Annotated in this window: 10 protein-coding genes; all 10 read right to left on the reverse strand. The window is 42.6% G+C overall.

Annotated features, from left to right (window positions below; translation table 11 throughout):
* Window positions 1–44: 44 nt before the first annotated feature.
* A complete protein-coding gene (locus MHI37_RS25430) occupies window positions 45–1,685 on the reverse strand; it encodes an ABC transporter substrate-binding protein (protein WP_076339694.1) in 1,641 nt (546 codons plus the stop codon).
* Between the two features lie 14 nt (window positions 1,686–1,699).
* Window positions 1,700–3,094 carry a hypothetical protein gene (locus MHI37_RS25435; RefSeq protein WP_076339693.1) on the reverse strand — a complete coding sequence of 465 codons (1,395 nt, stop codon included), beginning with the start codon at window positions 3,092–3,094 and terminating at the stop codon, window positions 1,700–1,702.
* A gap of 61 nt (window positions 3,095–3,155) precedes the next feature.
* A complete protein-coding gene (locus MHI37_RS25440) occupies window positions 3,156–4,295 on the reverse strand; it encodes a phosphonoacetaldehyde reductase (RefSeq protein WP_076339692.1) in 1,140 nt (379 codons plus the stop codon).
* Window positions 4,292–5,098 carry a phosphonoacetaldehyde hydrolase gene (gene phnX / locus MHI37_RS25445; RefSeq protein WP_076339691.1) on the reverse strand — a complete coding sequence of 269 codons (807 nt, stop codon included), beginning with the start codon at window positions 5,096–5,098 and terminating at the stop codon, window positions 4,292–4,294. The genes MHI37_RS25440 and phnX overlap by 4 nt, the downstream gene beginning before the upstream one ends.
* 200 nt (window positions 5,099–5,298) lie before the next feature.
* Complete coding sequence (locus MHI37_RS25450; protein ID WP_076339690.1) at window positions 5,299–6,066, reverse strand: DeoR/GlpR family DNA-binding transcription regulator; 768 nt, start codon at window positions 6,064–6,066, stop codon at window positions 5,299–5,301.
* Between the two features lie 208 nt (window positions 6,067–6,274).
* Window positions 6,275–6,922: a 2OG-Fe(II) oxygenase gene (locus MHI37_RS25455; protein WP_076339689.1), complete on the reverse strand. Its 648-nt coding sequence runs from the start codon at window positions 6,920–6,922 to the stop codon at window positions 6,275–6,277.
* Window positions 6,923–7,077: 155 nt separating this feature from the next.
* Window positions 7,078–8,793 (reverse strand): ABC transporter ATP-binding protein, encoded by a 1,716-nt coding sequence (locus MHI37_RS25460; RefSeq protein WP_076339705.1) that lies wholly within the window; start codon window positions 8,791–8,793, stop codon window positions 7,078–7,080.
* 54 nt (window positions 8,794–8,847) lie between these two features.
* Window positions 8,848–9,843 (reverse strand): ABC transporter substrate-binding protein, encoded by a 996-nt coding sequence (locus MHI37_RS25465; RefSeq protein ID WP_256710708.1) that lies wholly within the window; start codon window positions 9,841–9,843, stop codon window positions 8,848–8,850.
* Between the two features lie 145 nt (window positions 9,844–9,988).
* Window positions 9,989–11,626, reverse strand: a complete 1,638-nt coding sequence (locus MHI37_RS25470) for a helix-turn-helix domain-containing protein (RefSeq protein WP_076339688.1) — start codon at window positions 11,624–11,626, stop codon at window positions 9,989–9,991.
* A gap of 232 nt (window positions 11,627–11,858) precedes the next feature.
* Window positions 11,859–16,178: an S-layer homology domain-containing protein gene (locus tag MHI37_RS25475; RefSeq protein WP_076339687.1), complete on the reverse strand. Its 4,320-nt coding sequence runs from the start codon at window positions 16,176–16,178 to the stop codon at window positions 11,859–11,861.
* Window positions 16,179–16,902 lie beyond the last annotated feature (724 nt).

A 16,902-nucleotide genomic window follows, 5' to 3' on the forward strand; every position in this document is an offset into this window, starting at 1 on the left:
CCCATAAAGGTTACTGCTTTACCTGTTGCTTCTTGATCATAGCATTAGTTTGTTAGCGCGATTTCACCTGCACGTAATGAGATTGTATATGCACGATAATTTTTGGGCATTTTCCATTCCAAATTACTGCTTGTGGCAAAATATTCGAAAGGCTGATACATCAGAATGAAGCCTGCCTCATCCTTCGTAATTTCCTGCAGCTTTCTAAGCGCTGCCTTACGCTCTGCGTTATCCATAGAGAAGCGTGCGATTTCCATATTTTTGTCCCATTCCTCTGTTTGGGGATCCCAGAAGCCGCGTGTGCTTACCCATACATTATCAGACCAGGAAGCATCAATAAGTCCCATTGGATCTGGGTAATAAAGCGGGTTAGACCAAGAACGAATCATAATCGTAGAGTCTTCAAAAGCATTGACATCCGGTACTTGTCTAAGCGTTGCATTAACTCCAATTTCCTTCCACATTTCAATCATCGCCTGAACAGCAAGATCACCATGAGTATAATAATCTGTACGAATCGTCACTTCAACTGGTGTACCGTCATAGCCTGATTCCTTCACCAATTGCTTAGCCTTCTCGACATTGTATTCCACCGTTTGTACATCCGACAGATACATATCTCCGTAATCCGGGAATTGCAGCGACGTCGGTACAATTCCTTTATTGTCCCAAAGTGCGCTTACGAGCGCTTCACGATCGACAGCAAGATCAAGTGCTTGTCTCAGCTTTTTATTCTTCATAACCTCATTGTTCATATTCAGAACGAGAACATGAAGCAGCGGATAAGCAGCCTCTAGCAATTTCACATTTTGTTGATTAGCTAGAGTTGCCTCTTGCTCTGGCGGAATGCCTACAACAAAATCAATTTCATTATTGGCAATTGCGGTTACACGTGAAGAGATTTCTGGGATGTACGTATACGTTACTTTTTTAATAGGTGCTTTCTTGCCCCAATAGTCTTCGAATCTTTCCAGCACTGCGTTTTCCTTCGGCACAAAGGATGCCACCTTATATGGACCTGTGCCTATCGGCATCAAATCCGCTTGCTCCAATCCGACACGATCGATATATTCCTTCGATGTAATCGCACCGCTTAGATCTGAAAGAAAGATTTCAACGAGCGGATCAGCCTGCAGGGTGTGAATGCGTACGGTAGTCTCATCTACTATTTCAACCTTGTCGAACGTATTGAAATAACGGCCATAGGCATTATCGAATCTTGGATCCTCTTGTTTAAAGATCCGATTGAGGGAATAGGCAACGTCTTCCGCATCCATAATCGTTCCATCATGGAATTTCACGTTTTGGCGCAGCTTGAATTCCCACACCGTCGGCTCGATATTCCCCCAGCTTTCAGCTAGTCCAGGAAGGAACTCCAAGCTTTTTGAAAAAGGATCTCTTAAAATTAACGTATCGTAAATATTATATTGAAGCTGAGCATCCGCATTCGACGTGCGTGTCGGCTCTAGTCCGGCTGTGAAAGCATTCGTTCCAATTCGTAAATGCTCAATCTCTTGAGCCTCATTGCTCGGTTCTGCTGTCGACTGCCCAGCAGCAGCTTGTGTTTCTTGGTTGCTTGGTTGATTCTTGTTTGCTCCGCCTTGACCTTTCGTATTCGTACAAGCTGAAATCATCGCGATACAAAAAAGTAAGATTAAAAGTTTTCTTGCCATATGCTTTTTCACTGTTTTTTTGCCTCCTAATTGGTATATTGATAGTTGTAAATCTCTTTGTATTCGTTATAAACCGGGTGATCACTCGTAAACTCTTTTACGGTTATGCTTGCATTCGCTTTTGATACGAACTCATCCAGCTTCAAATTTGTAGAGCCTGTAATCGTGTAATACTCGCTTGCATTATTGAAGGCGAATAAGTAATCTTTGGCATGCGTCAGCTTCGGATATTTAATAATTCCAATATTGTTAAACACACTAGCTGGCGTTAAATGCTCATACGAATTCAGATTTGCGACCCAGCGAAAATGCTTTAAGCCCGGGCTTGACGAGTTGTATATATTAGACATTTCGTTATAAAGCTTTTGCCCGAAGTTATCCATCTTCAAATGATAGACATTCGCCTTAAAGTAACGATCGCCAGTCAATGAAGCCATACGATTAACATATTTTGCGATAGGATTAAATGTCGTATTCCATGCATTTCCGTTTGCAGGATCTCCATCACCTGTTTCAGGAACATAGGTGTAATTGCCCTCTGGCTCAACAGGGATCGGGAAGAAATAGCTGCTGAAATGCGTATCAGAATAATTCAAAGCATTCACTGCATGCTTCTCACGGACGGCATCATGGAACGCCGATTGATCAGTCGCGTTGTTGTAAATAAGATCAAAGTACGTATTGAAGGAGTTCATAAGCTCTGGATGCCCATTAATAAGCATCCCGGACTGTACCCAATCCTTAGCAACAGGAATACCGTTATTAGCATGACTGTCAATATTGCCTGTTGTAATAAATACCGTATCCTTAATAAGACTGTTACTATCTGAAGCATAGTGGCTCACCGTCATAAATTTGGCGTGCATTTGCTCCGAGGCTTCATTTCCCCAGCTGACCTTTTTTAGGCTGAAGTAATCGTTAACTCTTTTTGAAGCATCTGTTAAAGTCGGATCACTCATAAAGCTGTTCAAATAATTGTATACATCATTGGAACTGTCTTTATGGTAGACCAGATCAACATGGACTTGATTTTTAGCTGCCTTGACAAGGGAATACACCAGCTTCTCCGAATTGTCACCGCCATGGTCATAGCCCTTCACATAACCATAAGAGGCATCCGCAGGATTGAATCCAACATACGCATCCATACTCACTTTATATACAGCAAATTTGATTTTGACCTCCGTACTAGGGTTGGCAGCCTTGTAGGCAATAGCCCGGTTAATCAGGTCTCCATACTTAAAAATCGGGTGGTTCTTGGTTTCACCTACGTCGCGAGAATACACCTTAACTCTTACATTTTTGTTGTCATAATCAAAAGAAATCGTCGATGAAACACTAGCTTCGGTGTAATTCGTAGAGCTGCCCCAAATCAGACTGCCGCAAAACAGAATCATCAGTCCCTTTAAAATAAACCGCACAGCTGCACCTCGCTTTAATTATCGATTTTTTTGTAAATCTTCCCGCTGTACTTCCTAGCTGCTACAATAGCGCCATTAACAGCGCTTCAACCTGCTGCTTAGAAGGAATAACCGGATTATTATTCATTCTTCCTTTTGTATAAGCTCGCTCCGCTAACTCCTCAATATGTTTAGAGGTAACACCATAGTCACGAAGCTGGGTTGAAATCTGATACCCTTCATAAATCTCAATTATTTTCCGTTGTACATCAGCTGGTGCTTCTACACCAAATACCTTAAGCAAACTATCGATTTCTACTATATTATGCTGATTCAGCTTAAACACGGCTCCGAGTGTAATACTGGCTGCGATCCCGTGCTCAATGCCATGTATAAGAGTCAATGGATAGGAGATCGAATGACAGGCAGTCGTCATCGTGTTGCTGAAGGCTAGACCCGCATAAACACTTGCCATAGCCAATTGCTTTCTACACTCCAAATGATGAGCATCTTCCTTAAGAAGCGGCAAATAAGTAACAATACGCTCTATCGCATGCAAAGCATAACTTCTTGTTATCGGATTAGTTCGTACCGACCAATAAGCCTCAGTCGCATGGCACAGCGCATCCAAGGATGTAATAACGCTAAGCCGAAGCGGCATAGATTGCGTTAGCTCTGGAACAATCAAGGCATAGCGCGCATACAACTTCGGATTAGAAATCGAATACTTTACTCCCTTTTCTTTATCCCAGACCGTCGCCCAGCTCGTCACCTCTGAACCCGTACCCGAGGTCGTTGGAATACCAATCCAGGGAATAACGTTTTCCTGCTGCAAATATCTTTCTTCTGTAATTGCCTCGCGCAGATCCTCCTCACTTGTTAGACGATTCTCTTTCATGGCGATCAAAGCCTTGGCCATATCCATGACGCTCCCGCCGCCAATAGCAATAACGAGCTCATAATCAAAGCTTTTCAGTTCTTTCGTTAAATGAATGATATCTGTCAAATCTGGATTTGATAGCTGCAGCTCCTTCATGTAAACATTTGTTCCTTCCAATGCTTTCATGATTGGCATTAGCACATGACTTTTCTCGACCTCGCTGCCTCTGGTTAATACAAGAACACGATTCTCAGCACCGTAATGCCGGACTAACCTACTAGCAAGCTCGGCTATCCCATTCGCCTCAAAATATAGTCGAACCGGATTGTAAAACTGACTCATTGAACCACTCCGTCTCTATGATGCTCTAGATCTTCAATGACCTGGGGAAGCTGATCAATCGATTCAATAATGAAATCCGCTCCTGCTTCTTTAAACTTTTGGTATACCTGCTCTAGCCTTGCTTGAAGCACAGTCTCAGGCAATGACGCTACTTCCGCTTCAGTCAAGCCTAATTCGCTGCTTCCTTTCATGACAGCAACACTCCATACCCCTGCGTTTTTGCCTTCCTGCATATCCGACACGGTATCCCCAACTTTAATGACTGCACTTGGAGGAAACACATCAAGCTCTGTTAGGTTTCTAAAAATCATATAGGGATAAGGCCGTCCTGCCTTTAGCTCATCCGAAGCAATCATAAAATCTGGCGCATAACCTTTACGCTTCGCATGATAAGCTACAACTTCCATCATCGACTTCGTATAACCTGTTGTTGAGCCAATTTTCATCCCCTTCTGCCGCAGCTTCTCTACAAGCTCAACTACGCCAGGTATTGGATTTGTGAATTTCTGCAAGGATTCCATGAGCAGTTCTTCAAAATAGATGTATAGCTCGTCAATATCAGCATCATCCGGTTCATGGCCATAGCGTTCCAGCCATAGCTGATTAATGCGTGCATAGCCTAGCATCGTCTTGATATGATCCCTTTTCAAAAGTCCCATAGGCCTGCGTACTTCCTCTAGCTCAACCGTAATTCCCTTTTTCTCAAAAGCCTTCAAAAATGCCTGCACCGGAGCAAAGCATCCATAGTCAACAACCGTTCCAGCCCAATCAAATATAACAGCCTCAATTTTTCTACCCACCATTTCACCTCTGCGATTTATTTCTTCTACAAACGGAGTATAAGCAATGAAATGCGATTTATCAATTCATTTTGCTTGTTTTTACATAACCTTTAAAATATTTTGCTGTATTTTGCTTTTTTATAATAAAAAAGCACAAATAAAAAGCATTCTATGCGAATGCTTCGTGTTTTGTAAACGATGTGTATGAATACGAGCTGCGGCTATATCTGCTGTACGATGCGTATATTTTGGGCAGAGTAACGCTCTAATAAGCTTTGATCAAGCGCTGTATCCGTCACAATAGCATCAATCTGATCCAATCCACAAATATTTATGTAAGATACCGTCTCAAATTTGCTTGAATCCGCAACAACAATCTTATAGCTGGCATTGTTAATCATCGCATTAATAATCTCAATTTCCCCTTGTCGGAAGTCCGTTAAGCCTTTATCCAGAGATATTGCATTAATTGCTATAAAGGCTGCATCGATATTGAATTTCGCAATTTCCAACTCGAAGGAGTTTCCATATAATGAAAACTCATCATGATTTAATACGCCGCCAGGCATAATAACCGTAAAGTTTCGCTTAGAGGCAAGTGCCTCTGCAACCTTTATCGAGTTGGTAATGATGGTTAATCTCTCAAATTGCTGCGCAAGCTGCTTAGCAACCTCAATATTCGTCGTCCCTGCATTTAGAGACAACGCCATATTTTCTCGAACAAAGCTCATTGCACAGCTCGCCAGCTCCTGCTTGCGTTCAAGAAAAGTGACCTTTCGTCTCATAAAGGTCTGATTCGTTGCAGTATCCTCGATAGCAACAGCTCCTCCATGCACCCTCCTTATCTTATCAATCTTCTCCAAATATTCTAAATCGCGCCGAACCGTGTCCAACGACACCTCTAATTTCGCTTTCAATTCCTTAACAGAGATATTCCCTCTCTCTTCAAGCTCCAAAAGAATAAGCTTATGCCGTTCTGATGCTAACATAAACACGCCCCATTTACTGTTTTTTGCGATAATTTGCTGTTACTATTGCAAATATCATATCAAAACAAGATTAACAGGTAAAGTATAGGCCTTCTCCAATCGTCAATAAATACAGAACAAACAAAAAAAGCACCTAGCAAGGTGCTTCTTCTGATCATATTGGAGGAAGCGTGGAGATTTGAGCATCTGCCTGAAGATCACAATACATCTAAGATGAGCGCAAGGCTTGTCTTCTCATCCACATGGTTGCAACCCACTTCTCGCCTTTAATTACTGGTGTACCTGCATGCAAGGTGAAATCGTTTAATTCATGATTACTATAAAAATATTCGAAGTAGACAGCCGTACCTTTATTAGGAATAACAGAAAAATTAAGCATAGGGAACGCCGTTTCTCCGCCTTCCTCAACATCATTCAAATACATCACAAGCGTACTAATTCGATTGTTTGCACTTGCTCGACTCGTTTCTGCAAAGAAATCATAATGGGGTTGATACTCTTGGCCGGGGGTATACAGCAGAACTTGCAAGCCATCACCATGCTCGATAGGAATATTCATAATTTGAGAGAAGCGCTTCTCGATTCTTGTAATCGTCTCATTCTCCTCACAGAACACCCCGCTGCTCGTTCTAATTTGATTGATCGCATGATCTCCGCCTATTTTTGAACGTTGCAATTGTTCCCTTGAATGTGTAATCAGCTCATCACATTCCTCATCGCTAAGCACATTCCCTAATACGACAACCAAAGGTTCCTCATACTTGGCAAGAATTCGAATCTCTCGATCTTCTGTCTTGATCGTATTCCCAGCATGATCAAATATCGTCTGTTCCTTCTCATTCGTATCCCCTGGCATTCCTATCCAGCCCCTATAGTATGTCATACATCATAAAACTACCATACCATAAAATGGAATTATTTACTCTATCAAATTCAGGGAAAAGCGATGCCAAATATTCCTAAATGAAAGTCAGGGTTCGGGATATAGGAAAGCTTGCTTACACAGTCTACTTAAGCACCGTATTGTGCTTGATGCAACCGACTATATGCTCCGCCAATGCTCAATAGTTCCTCATGATTGCCTTGCTCGGCGACACCTTGGTCCGCCACAACGATGATTCGATCAGCGTTTTTAATCGTTGCAAGACGATGTGCAATGATGAGTGTAGTGCGACCTTGAGAGAGCTCGGAAAGTGCTAGCTGAATGGCTGCTTCCGTCTCCGTATCCAGTGCTGAGGTCGCTTCATCCAGGATCAGAATAGATGGATTTTTCAAGAACATTCTAGCAATAGAAAGCCGCTGCTTCTGTCCGCCTGATAGCTTGACGCCTCTCTCCCCAATCCATGCATCCAACCCTTCTCTTTGCTGCAAAATCAGTTCCTCCAGTTGTGCTCGCCGAGCCGCTTCCCAGATTTCATCCTCTGATGCGTCCAATCTGCCGTAAGCGATATTTTCACGAATGGTACCATCAAACAGAAATACATCCTGCTGGACAATTCCAATATGTGACCGCAATGACGCAAGCGTCATATTACGAATATCGTGGCCATCGATTGTAATGGAACCTTCTTCCACATCATAAAAACGCGGCAATAGACTGCATAACGTCGTTTTTCCCGCACCGGAAGGCCCGACCAAAGCTACTGTTTCCTCAGCATGTATTTGCAGATCTATTTTTTGCAAAACCCGCTCCTTATTCTCATAGCCGAAGCTTACTCCATTAAAGCGAATATCTCCCTTTATTTCATGAAAAGGTTTCGCATCCTGTGCATCCTGTACATCCGGTTCTTCTTCAAGAAGCTCAATAAATCGCTTAAATCCCGCGACACCTTTCGGATAGGTTTCGATAATCGAGCTTATTTGCTGCATGGGACCAAGAAACACACCTGATAGCATGATGAACGCGAAAAATTCTCCTGCTGTCATTTGCTTCTGTAGAACAAACCATGTTCCGCATGCCAAAATAAATAGTAAAACAAACTTCATCATAATAAAGCTTAAAGAGGAATTCCACGCCATAATGCGGTAAGTACGCAGCTTTGTAAGACGGAAGCGTTCATTGTTTTGCGAGAACCGATTGATTTCAAATTTTTCGTTAGAGAAAGCTTGAACAACTCGAATTCCGCTTACATTATTCTCAACACGCGCACTGTAATCTGCAATATCCTTGAACATAGTGTCGAATGCACGCGACATTTTCCTGCTGAAATACAAGGATAAATATACAATTAACGGTACAATTATGAAGGTTAGAACAGCCAGCTTCCAGTTAATACTGAGCATAATACCGAAAGCCCCTGCAAGCGTCATGACTGCAATAAACATATCCTCCGGCCCATGGTGGGCTATTTCTCCAATATCCATTAAATCATTCGTCATACGCGATACCAAATGACCTGTTTTATTGTTATCGAAAAAACGAAAGGATAGCTTTTGCACTCGCTCGAACAGCTGCTTGCGCATATCGGATTCAATACTTATACCCAGCTTATGTCCCCAATAAGTGACGATATAATGAAACACGGAGCTAATTGCATATATACCGAGCAGCCCTAGACAAGCATATAAAATTCGACTCCAGTTTCCGCTAGGCAATAAGTCGTCAACTACCCAATTGATTGCGAGTGGGAAGATCAATTCAAATAAAGCCGCTAATATTGCACTAGTAAAAGTAACAATAAACAACCTTTTATAGGGGCGGTAATAGGCATAAAAACGCCTCAGCAAGTCCAATGTTCCCCCTCCTTCTTCCCTACTTTCTAGATAATTAAAGCTTAGTTTTTATTTAATTGCCAGCAGCTTTTCAACCACTTCATCCAGTTGCTTATCCAACGCATACGCATCGGAGAAATAGTAGCTCCGCACATCATAGCTAAAGACATTGCCGGCTTTAACCGCAGAAACGCTATTCCACACTGGACTTTCCAGCACATCCTTCTTATCCTGTTCCTCGCCTCGGCTGAAGCCCTGGAATATATAATCGGCTTCTCCAAGATATTGAGGAATTGCTTCAAGCGATATTTGTGACCATCCCTCCTTGGCAACTGCTTCTTCTACGATCGCCGGCGCATGCAATCCAAGGGCATTGTAAATAATTTCTCCGCCACGTCCATATGACGTACCATACAGATATAAATCTTTACCTGCTATTTCAAAAATCACGACTTTTTTATCTGCAGCAATAACATCCGCCAGAAGCTTTTTCTTCTCTTCGATCTTCGCATCAAAGTCAGTTATCCATTTCTCAGCTTCTTGCTCCTTATTCAGTATTTTCCCAAACTCTACCAGTCGCTCTCTATAATTGTATTTACCCCAAGGAATAAATACGGTCGGGGCTATTTTGGATAGTTGACTATAAACCTCTTCTTGATAAGTAAGAATCAGATCAGGCTTTAAGCTCGCAATCTTCTCAAAATTCACCGTCGTATTATCGCCCACAATCTCCGAATTAACAAGCGATTCCTTAAAATATGGATGTTCCTTGATATCGTTGCCTGCAACTGCGAGCGGAGTCACCCCCAAGGTCAACAAGTCACCAATAAAATCGTCTACCGCTACAACGACCCGCTGAGGATTAACTGGAATCTGAATGGTTCCTTTATCGCTCACGTAATCTCTAGTTTCTTTCTCGTTGGATTCAACAGTGCTATTGATCGGTTCGGTTATTTCAGAACTTATGTCGTTCTGATTTACGTTAGCCCCACATGCACTCACGATAAAAATAATGAATACCAATAATGTATAACGCAATGCTTTCCAACCCTCATGCTTTAACAAATGAAACACCCCTATAAAATATATTGCTCATCAATCGAATTGTTGATATTGATAATCATAATCAATTGTATGGCTTTTTTAATATACTCTTTATTAGATTTTGTGTGAATTCACAGAAGGACATCCATTTAGGTATGGACACTTGTCAGATTGTATCGTTTCCAATGAGCATTTTTGTCTGGACCTCTAATTGTCTCTCCAGAGACAGCCCTTCGCTATGCCAAAACGCTTCAAGCTTTAGGAAATAAATCTTTTTATTCATAAAGGCAGGCAAATTACTCCAAATCGGACTATTTTCCACCCAATTCTTCGTATGCTCCATTAATTCGTCTGCAGCTACAACAAACATATGATCCGCTGCATATTCAACCAAAAACGATTCGTGTACGTACAAATGCTCATCCCGCTCCAGTACATCCTTTTTCACCCGTTCCGGCGGGCACATATCAAGCATATCGTACAAATTATATACGCCCCTTGTCGTCCGGTTCCAAATGTAAAGATAGTCATTACCACGCATTTCATAGACGGCAATCGTTTCATTATTTCGAATTAGCGGCATTAACTGCAGTTTGGCTAAAACCGCTTTTTTATGGTAGCTCTCAATCCATTCTTCGACACGCTCTTCTTCGTCAAATAGCCGACCAAACAACCGCATCTCCTCCAAACGATCCATTTGGTCGCATTGAATCGTAACGACCGGAGCAACCTTTTCTAATACTTTCATCAGCTTCGGATCGGGATAAGTAGCGGCGATGACCATGTCCGCTTCAAGCATTGCCAGCCCCTCCAAAGAAGCATGATCTTCAATATCTAGCGAGTATACGTCTTCAAGCTCTTGAGACAACAACATCGAATGATGCAGTAAATTCGTTTCTACGGCTATTGGTTTTATTCCAAGCACCAGCAAATTCCCTGCAAATTGTAGTGCTATGATGCGCTTCGGCTTTGGTCTAGAGCGAAATTCACTTGGCGTCATTCCAGACACTTGTTTGAACTTTCTGCTGAGATACAATCCGTCTGAATAACCGACCTTATTTGCGATTTCATCTAACGTTCCTCCACTAGAAAGCAGAAGTTGTTTAGCTTCATTCACACGAATCCGAGTCACATATTTAGTGAAGGTCCAGCCCGTCTGATTTCGAAACCATTCCGAAAAATAGCGCGGATTAAAGCCTTTTAAATGTGCTATCGTTGAACGATCAAGACTTTCGGCATAATGTTTATGAATATAGGAAAGCAGCTGTTCACAGGAACCATCAAGTATACCTCTTCCGGATAGGATGCCATTCTTGAATACGAGATGAAGCAATTGAGTTAGCAAATCATGAGCACGTCCCGTCTCCTTCATTCTCTCCCAGCAGTCGGCAAGTTCTCTAATGAGATCCACTGTTTTTTTGATTAATTGGCCTTCGGTAATGCCAGTATTACCTAATGGATCACGAGACAACGTATAAATGATGTCCTGCTCCGTTCGCTGCCGCATTTCATAAGTCTCGTACGAAATCAGATAGATCTGCAATGATTTAGCACTGTGATTATGAAATTCGAAGGTCGTGTCCGGACATATAAACACAATATTCCCTTGTTGAAGGTCTATTGATTTGTCATTAATTAAGAGTTCAGCCCTTCCGTTACCAATTGAAAGCAAGGTTGGTGAATTCACATGCTTAATGAACGGGCCCTGTCCCATCTCATTTCGAAATATCGATGCTTCTTTCAATACATTAATTCTTTGTACATATATATCTTTATAGTTGCTAGAATCGCCAATGCTCCCCATATGATCTCCAACTTCTTTACTATATTTTTTTATAAGAAAATCAAATAAATTCATTATAGTGATAATCGTTCTCAATAATTCATTATAACCAAAGAATATAATTAAATATAGGGGTGAAGAGTCGTTCCTCATAAATACACGTTTATATAGAAAACAGCAATGTGTACATTATGTAGGCATGACAAAAGCCCGACCACTTAAGGTCGGGCTTTTCATGGTGGAGGCGAACCATTTATGAAATGAATTCCGCTTTTTGAAGAAATCGCTGAATGATCGCTGCGGTTTCTGCTCTCGTAATATTTTGCAGAGGACGCAGTTCGCTATTGTAACCACCTATAACGCCGATTTCAATGGTTAACGCTGCAGCTTGACGAGCCCAAGAAGCCAATTGTTCGCTATCTGCGAAATTGTTGACTATACCTTGCTGCTTCGTATTATCTATCTCCATATTCAGCTCCACAAGCATCATTGCCCTAGATAGAATAACCATCGCTTCCTGTCGAGTAATCTTCTCATTAGGTTTGAAGAAACCATCGCTATATCCATCAACCAGCCCATAAGAATATCCGATCTGAACTGCTTGATAATACCATGCTTTCTCCGCTATATCCTTGAATTGAAACGTCTTGTTAGCTGAGCTTAAGCCTAATGCTCTGGTAATAATAGCCATAAACTCTGCGCGCGTAATTTCGCTATCCGGTAAAAACCGCTGCTCGTCTGCTCCCTTAATGATGAGTCTTGATGCTAAGCTATTGATACTTTCTTGAGCCCAATGTGTGGATACATCATTAAAGGTTTTATTATGATAAATAAGTCCATAAATGCTATTGGTCATACTATTAAGGATAGCGTAATCGTGTCCTTCTTCACGTACTACCTTCGTCGGGATATGAATAATCGTACCATCCGACATAAGCTTTACTCCCGTCGTAATACGTTTAGGATCTATCCCTACGGGTATTGCAATGCGCCTTTCTACAAAAGTATCGAATTGATTTAATTCTATTTCCTTGTTCCCATGCGACCCTTTTATAGAAAAACTTACCGGCGGGACGACAAGTGAAACCTGCCCATCGCCCGAATTGTTAAACACAAAAGCCGAATTCGGAAGTTTACTCATCTCTGCCTTGATCTTTATATCCTCCAGAGGGATATTGTCTCCTAATTGATTACGCCATTCATCAACATGAACTTGATCTAATGGGAAATTATATGCTGCGTTTTCTGTAAGCATTTGAATGATAACGTTGCTTTTTCCTAAGATATCTAGGAGCGCCGCGTTCATCTCCCAGATAACGATATCGGACTGATTGCGAATCGTAACCGTAATGACAGAGTTATCGCTTGCTCCCTTCAACATCTCTAGGAGCTGTTTTTCGTCCAAACTAACGGTAGTTACTTTTTTCCCATCTGTATCGAAATGCACATCCAAATTAGGTGCTTTTACTGATTTTCCACCTAAGCTAATCAATACTTCTGATTGAGAGGGGGTTTCCGTGTTCCCTGTGCTTCCACTATATTCAATTACGCGGAACTGAACGGTCGTTACATTGCCCGCTGCATCCGTTACGACAAGTGTGTAAGCTCCAACCCTATCAATTTCTGTGTCGCTGACAAATGCTGCACCATTTAATGTTGCTGTTCCTTCATTGAAACTGACTGTTACCTTATTAGTGTATTCACCAGTGTTGACTACTCCTGTAACAATCGGTGCCGTCTTGTCAATCGTGAAGCTTACCGTCGTAACATTCCCTGCTGCATCCGTCACGATAAGTGTGTAATTCCCATCAAGCTCGATCTTCGTACCACTGACAAAAGCCGCCCCATTCAGCTTTGCCGTTCCTTCATTAAACGTAGCTGTCACGGGTTCTTTGTATGTTCCTCCAGCGTCTACTCCAGTAACCGTGGGTGCCGTCTTGTCAATCGTAAAGCTTACCGTCGTTACATTCCCTGCTGCATCCGTCACGATAAGCGTGTAATTCCCATCAAGTTCGATCTCCGTACCACTAACAAAAGCCGCTCCATTCAGCTTTGCCGTTCCTTCGTTGAATGTAGCAGTCACGGCTTCTTTGTACATTCTACCAGTGTTTACTCCAGTAACGGTAGGTGCCGTCTTGTCGATCGTGAAGCTTACCGTCGTTACATTGCCTGCCGCATCCGTTACGACAAGTGTGTAAGCTCCATCTAGTTCGATCTCCGTACCACCTGTAAAAGCCACCCCATTCAACGTCGCCGTTCCTTCGTTGAATGTAACCGTCACGGCTTTTTTGTACGTTCCACCAGCGGTTACTCCAGTAACGGTAGGTGCCGTCTTGTCAATCGTGAAGCTTACCGTCGTTACATTGCCTGCTGCATCCGTCACGATAAGCGTGTAAGCACCATCTAGAGTAACCTGTAAACCACTAACAAAAGCTGCTCCGTTTAAGGTCGCTGTCCCCTCGTTAAAGGTAATCGTTTTGTTTGTGTTGTATATTCCACCGCTCGCTACTCCCGCCACGATAGGTGCGACTCTATCAATCGTGAAACTTACCGTCGTTACATTGCCTGCCGCATCCGTCACGACAAGTGTGTAAGCTCCATCTAGAGTAACCTGTAAACCACTAACAAAAGCTGCTCCATTTAAGGTCGCTGTCCCTTCGTTAAAGGTAATCGTTTTGTTTGTGTTGTATATTCCACCGCTTGCTACTCCCGCCACGATAGGTGTGACTCTATCAATCGTGAAGCTTACCGTCGTTACATTGCCTGCCGCATCCATCACGATAAGCGTGTAAGCTCCATCAAGCTCGATCTCCGTACCACTGACAAAAGCCGCCCCATTCAACGTCGCCGTTCCTTCGTTAAACGTAGCTGTCACGGGTTCTTTGTATGTTCCTCCAGCGTTTACTCCAGTAACGGTAGGTGCCGTCTTGTCAATCGTGAAGCTTACCGCCGTAACATTCCCTGCCGCATCCGTTACGACAAGTGTGTAAGCTCCATCTAGAGTAATCTGTAAACCACTAACAAAAGCTGCTCCGTTTAAGGTCGCTGTCCCTTCGTTAAAGGTAATCGTTTTGTTTGTGTTGTATATTCCACCGCTCGCTACTCCCGCCACGATAGGTGCGACTCTATCAATCGTGAAACTTACCGTCGTTACATTGCCTGCTGGATCAGTAACGGACAGCGTATACGCTCCATCCTGCGTAATCGTTGTACCACTGGAATAGGGGTTCCCATTGAGCAATCCGCTGCCTTCGTTAAATAGAGGCGTAACTGTGCTATTATATACTTTGCCATTCTCTACATTCGTAATAACAGGAGCGATCGTATCTACTGTAATCGTACTGCTAATAACAGAACTGTTCGAATTTCCGACTTTATCTCTATATTGTACATATACGGTCTTATCTCCCTCGCCAGCCGAAAGGACCCATGACCTCCCGCTAAGGTCAGCGATATTGAACCAGCTGGTCTGCCAACTGCCGTTAATATTGGAGAGACGTGCCTGCTCAACTCCTAAGCCGCTTCCATCCGTATAGGTTCCCTTCAAAGTGACCGTGTTTGATTTCGTCCATGTAGCACCTTCATTAATAATCAGCGTACCTGTTGGAGCAGTCTGATCCAATAGAATGGATTGAAAAGAATTGGCTGAGATCCCATTGTTGGAATCTCTAAGCTGCATATAGATGGTCTTCACCCCATCTCCTCCAGTTAGGCTGAATGTTGCTGTATTGCTGAATGGTAGCCAGGATGCCGCTGATAAATTCGCAGTGCTATTCGCAAACCTCATATGGGTAACGCTATCCCCCGCATCAGGATCTGATCCTGCTATGGATAGATTGACAGTGCTTGTGCTTGTCATTACTCCCTCCATAATCGTAAAAAAAACCGAAGGAGGAGTATTAACCGGTCCAGTCTCATAAGTAATGACCAGTTTCGGGCGGTATGCAGCATTCCCGTAAGTCTCCAAGGAATGAATGGAGAACCAGCCGCTATCTGCATCTGTCTCATTTCCATTGAGCATAAAGGTAATTTTACGATCCGAGATATCTGTGAAAGCATCTACAGCACTTTTCACATTAAATGTAATGGATTGATTTTGAAGATACGTACCTATAGGCACTTCCGCAATGCTTTTCGCAGTGAATTTATCTGCATAAGGACTATTCGTATCTAACGAGGGGAAGGCTGCATAATTCAAATTATTCGCCGCAGATCCCCTGGCTTCCATATACAAAGTATGGTTAGAATTTCTGATAACAGCAGCAACAGTCAAGACCAACTCTGCTGATATAATACTCCCTTCTGGCACACCCAAATCAAACGTTATGCCAGCCCTCTGCCGAACATTCCCGTACTCGTCGTTACTCCTGCCAATACTAAGATAACCATCCCCATCATTATCATGAATGCCGTCATACTGAATATGACCATTTAATTCCATGGTATCCATCGTGGCTGTATAGGACTTTGTAACTGTGCCCCCTGCCGCTTCAGCTCCTGGTACCAACCCGGGTGTGATTATCGTGAATACAATAACAATAGTCATTAATAGAATTAGAATTCTTTCTTTCATTATTACTCCCCATTTCATCAAAAAATATCAATATACTATTCTCGGAATCAGAATACTACCTATTGTTAAAAGAATAATCAAAACCATAATTGCTAATTTTCTACTTAAGCTTGTCCCATTCTTCCTTCCTTTCGTATAGAGAATCATTCGTTGTTGAAACCCGTAAACATTTCGATCCGGGCATAATGCGCTGACATTCGCCGGAGATCCTCACGTTGACTGCTACGTTCTCGATGGCAATGTTCCTGATGATGAACCGATGCCACTTCCCATCCATAACACGTCAAAGTATACGAGCGGCACCATCTTATCTATGCTATAGATTCCCAGGTGAGAATAAAGGCTCCAATGCACAGCTATCTTTGCAGTATCCTTACCTGCGTACGACCCGAAATTCCGCTATATCCTACACTAAAGTCTCCACTAGATGAAGGAGAAGCACCTACACTGCACTAAATACAATGAAAACCTCACATGAGAGCTGTTCCAGACGGCTACAGTGTACTATTGCAGTAGAATGAGCGCCAAACCAACGAATATCGTCCTAAAATAGGCATTCTATTGCACAAACTACAGTGTACGCGCCTTCGTTAGGCGAGTAACGTCGATTACGTTGTACAAAATGCAACGCAGCCTCTTCCTTTAGCACTGAACCCATCGAGCTAACACGAGCAATCCAAGAGTTGCAGAAAGATAGCTAAAGTATCCCAACGAGATAAGTTGA

Origin of the sequence: Paenibacillus sp. FSL H8-0548, from assembly GCF_038630985.1 — a bacterium.
In the GTDB taxonomy this organism is placed as follows: domain Bacteria; phylum Bacillota; class Bacilli; order Paenibacillales; family Paenibacillaceae; genus Pristimantibacillus.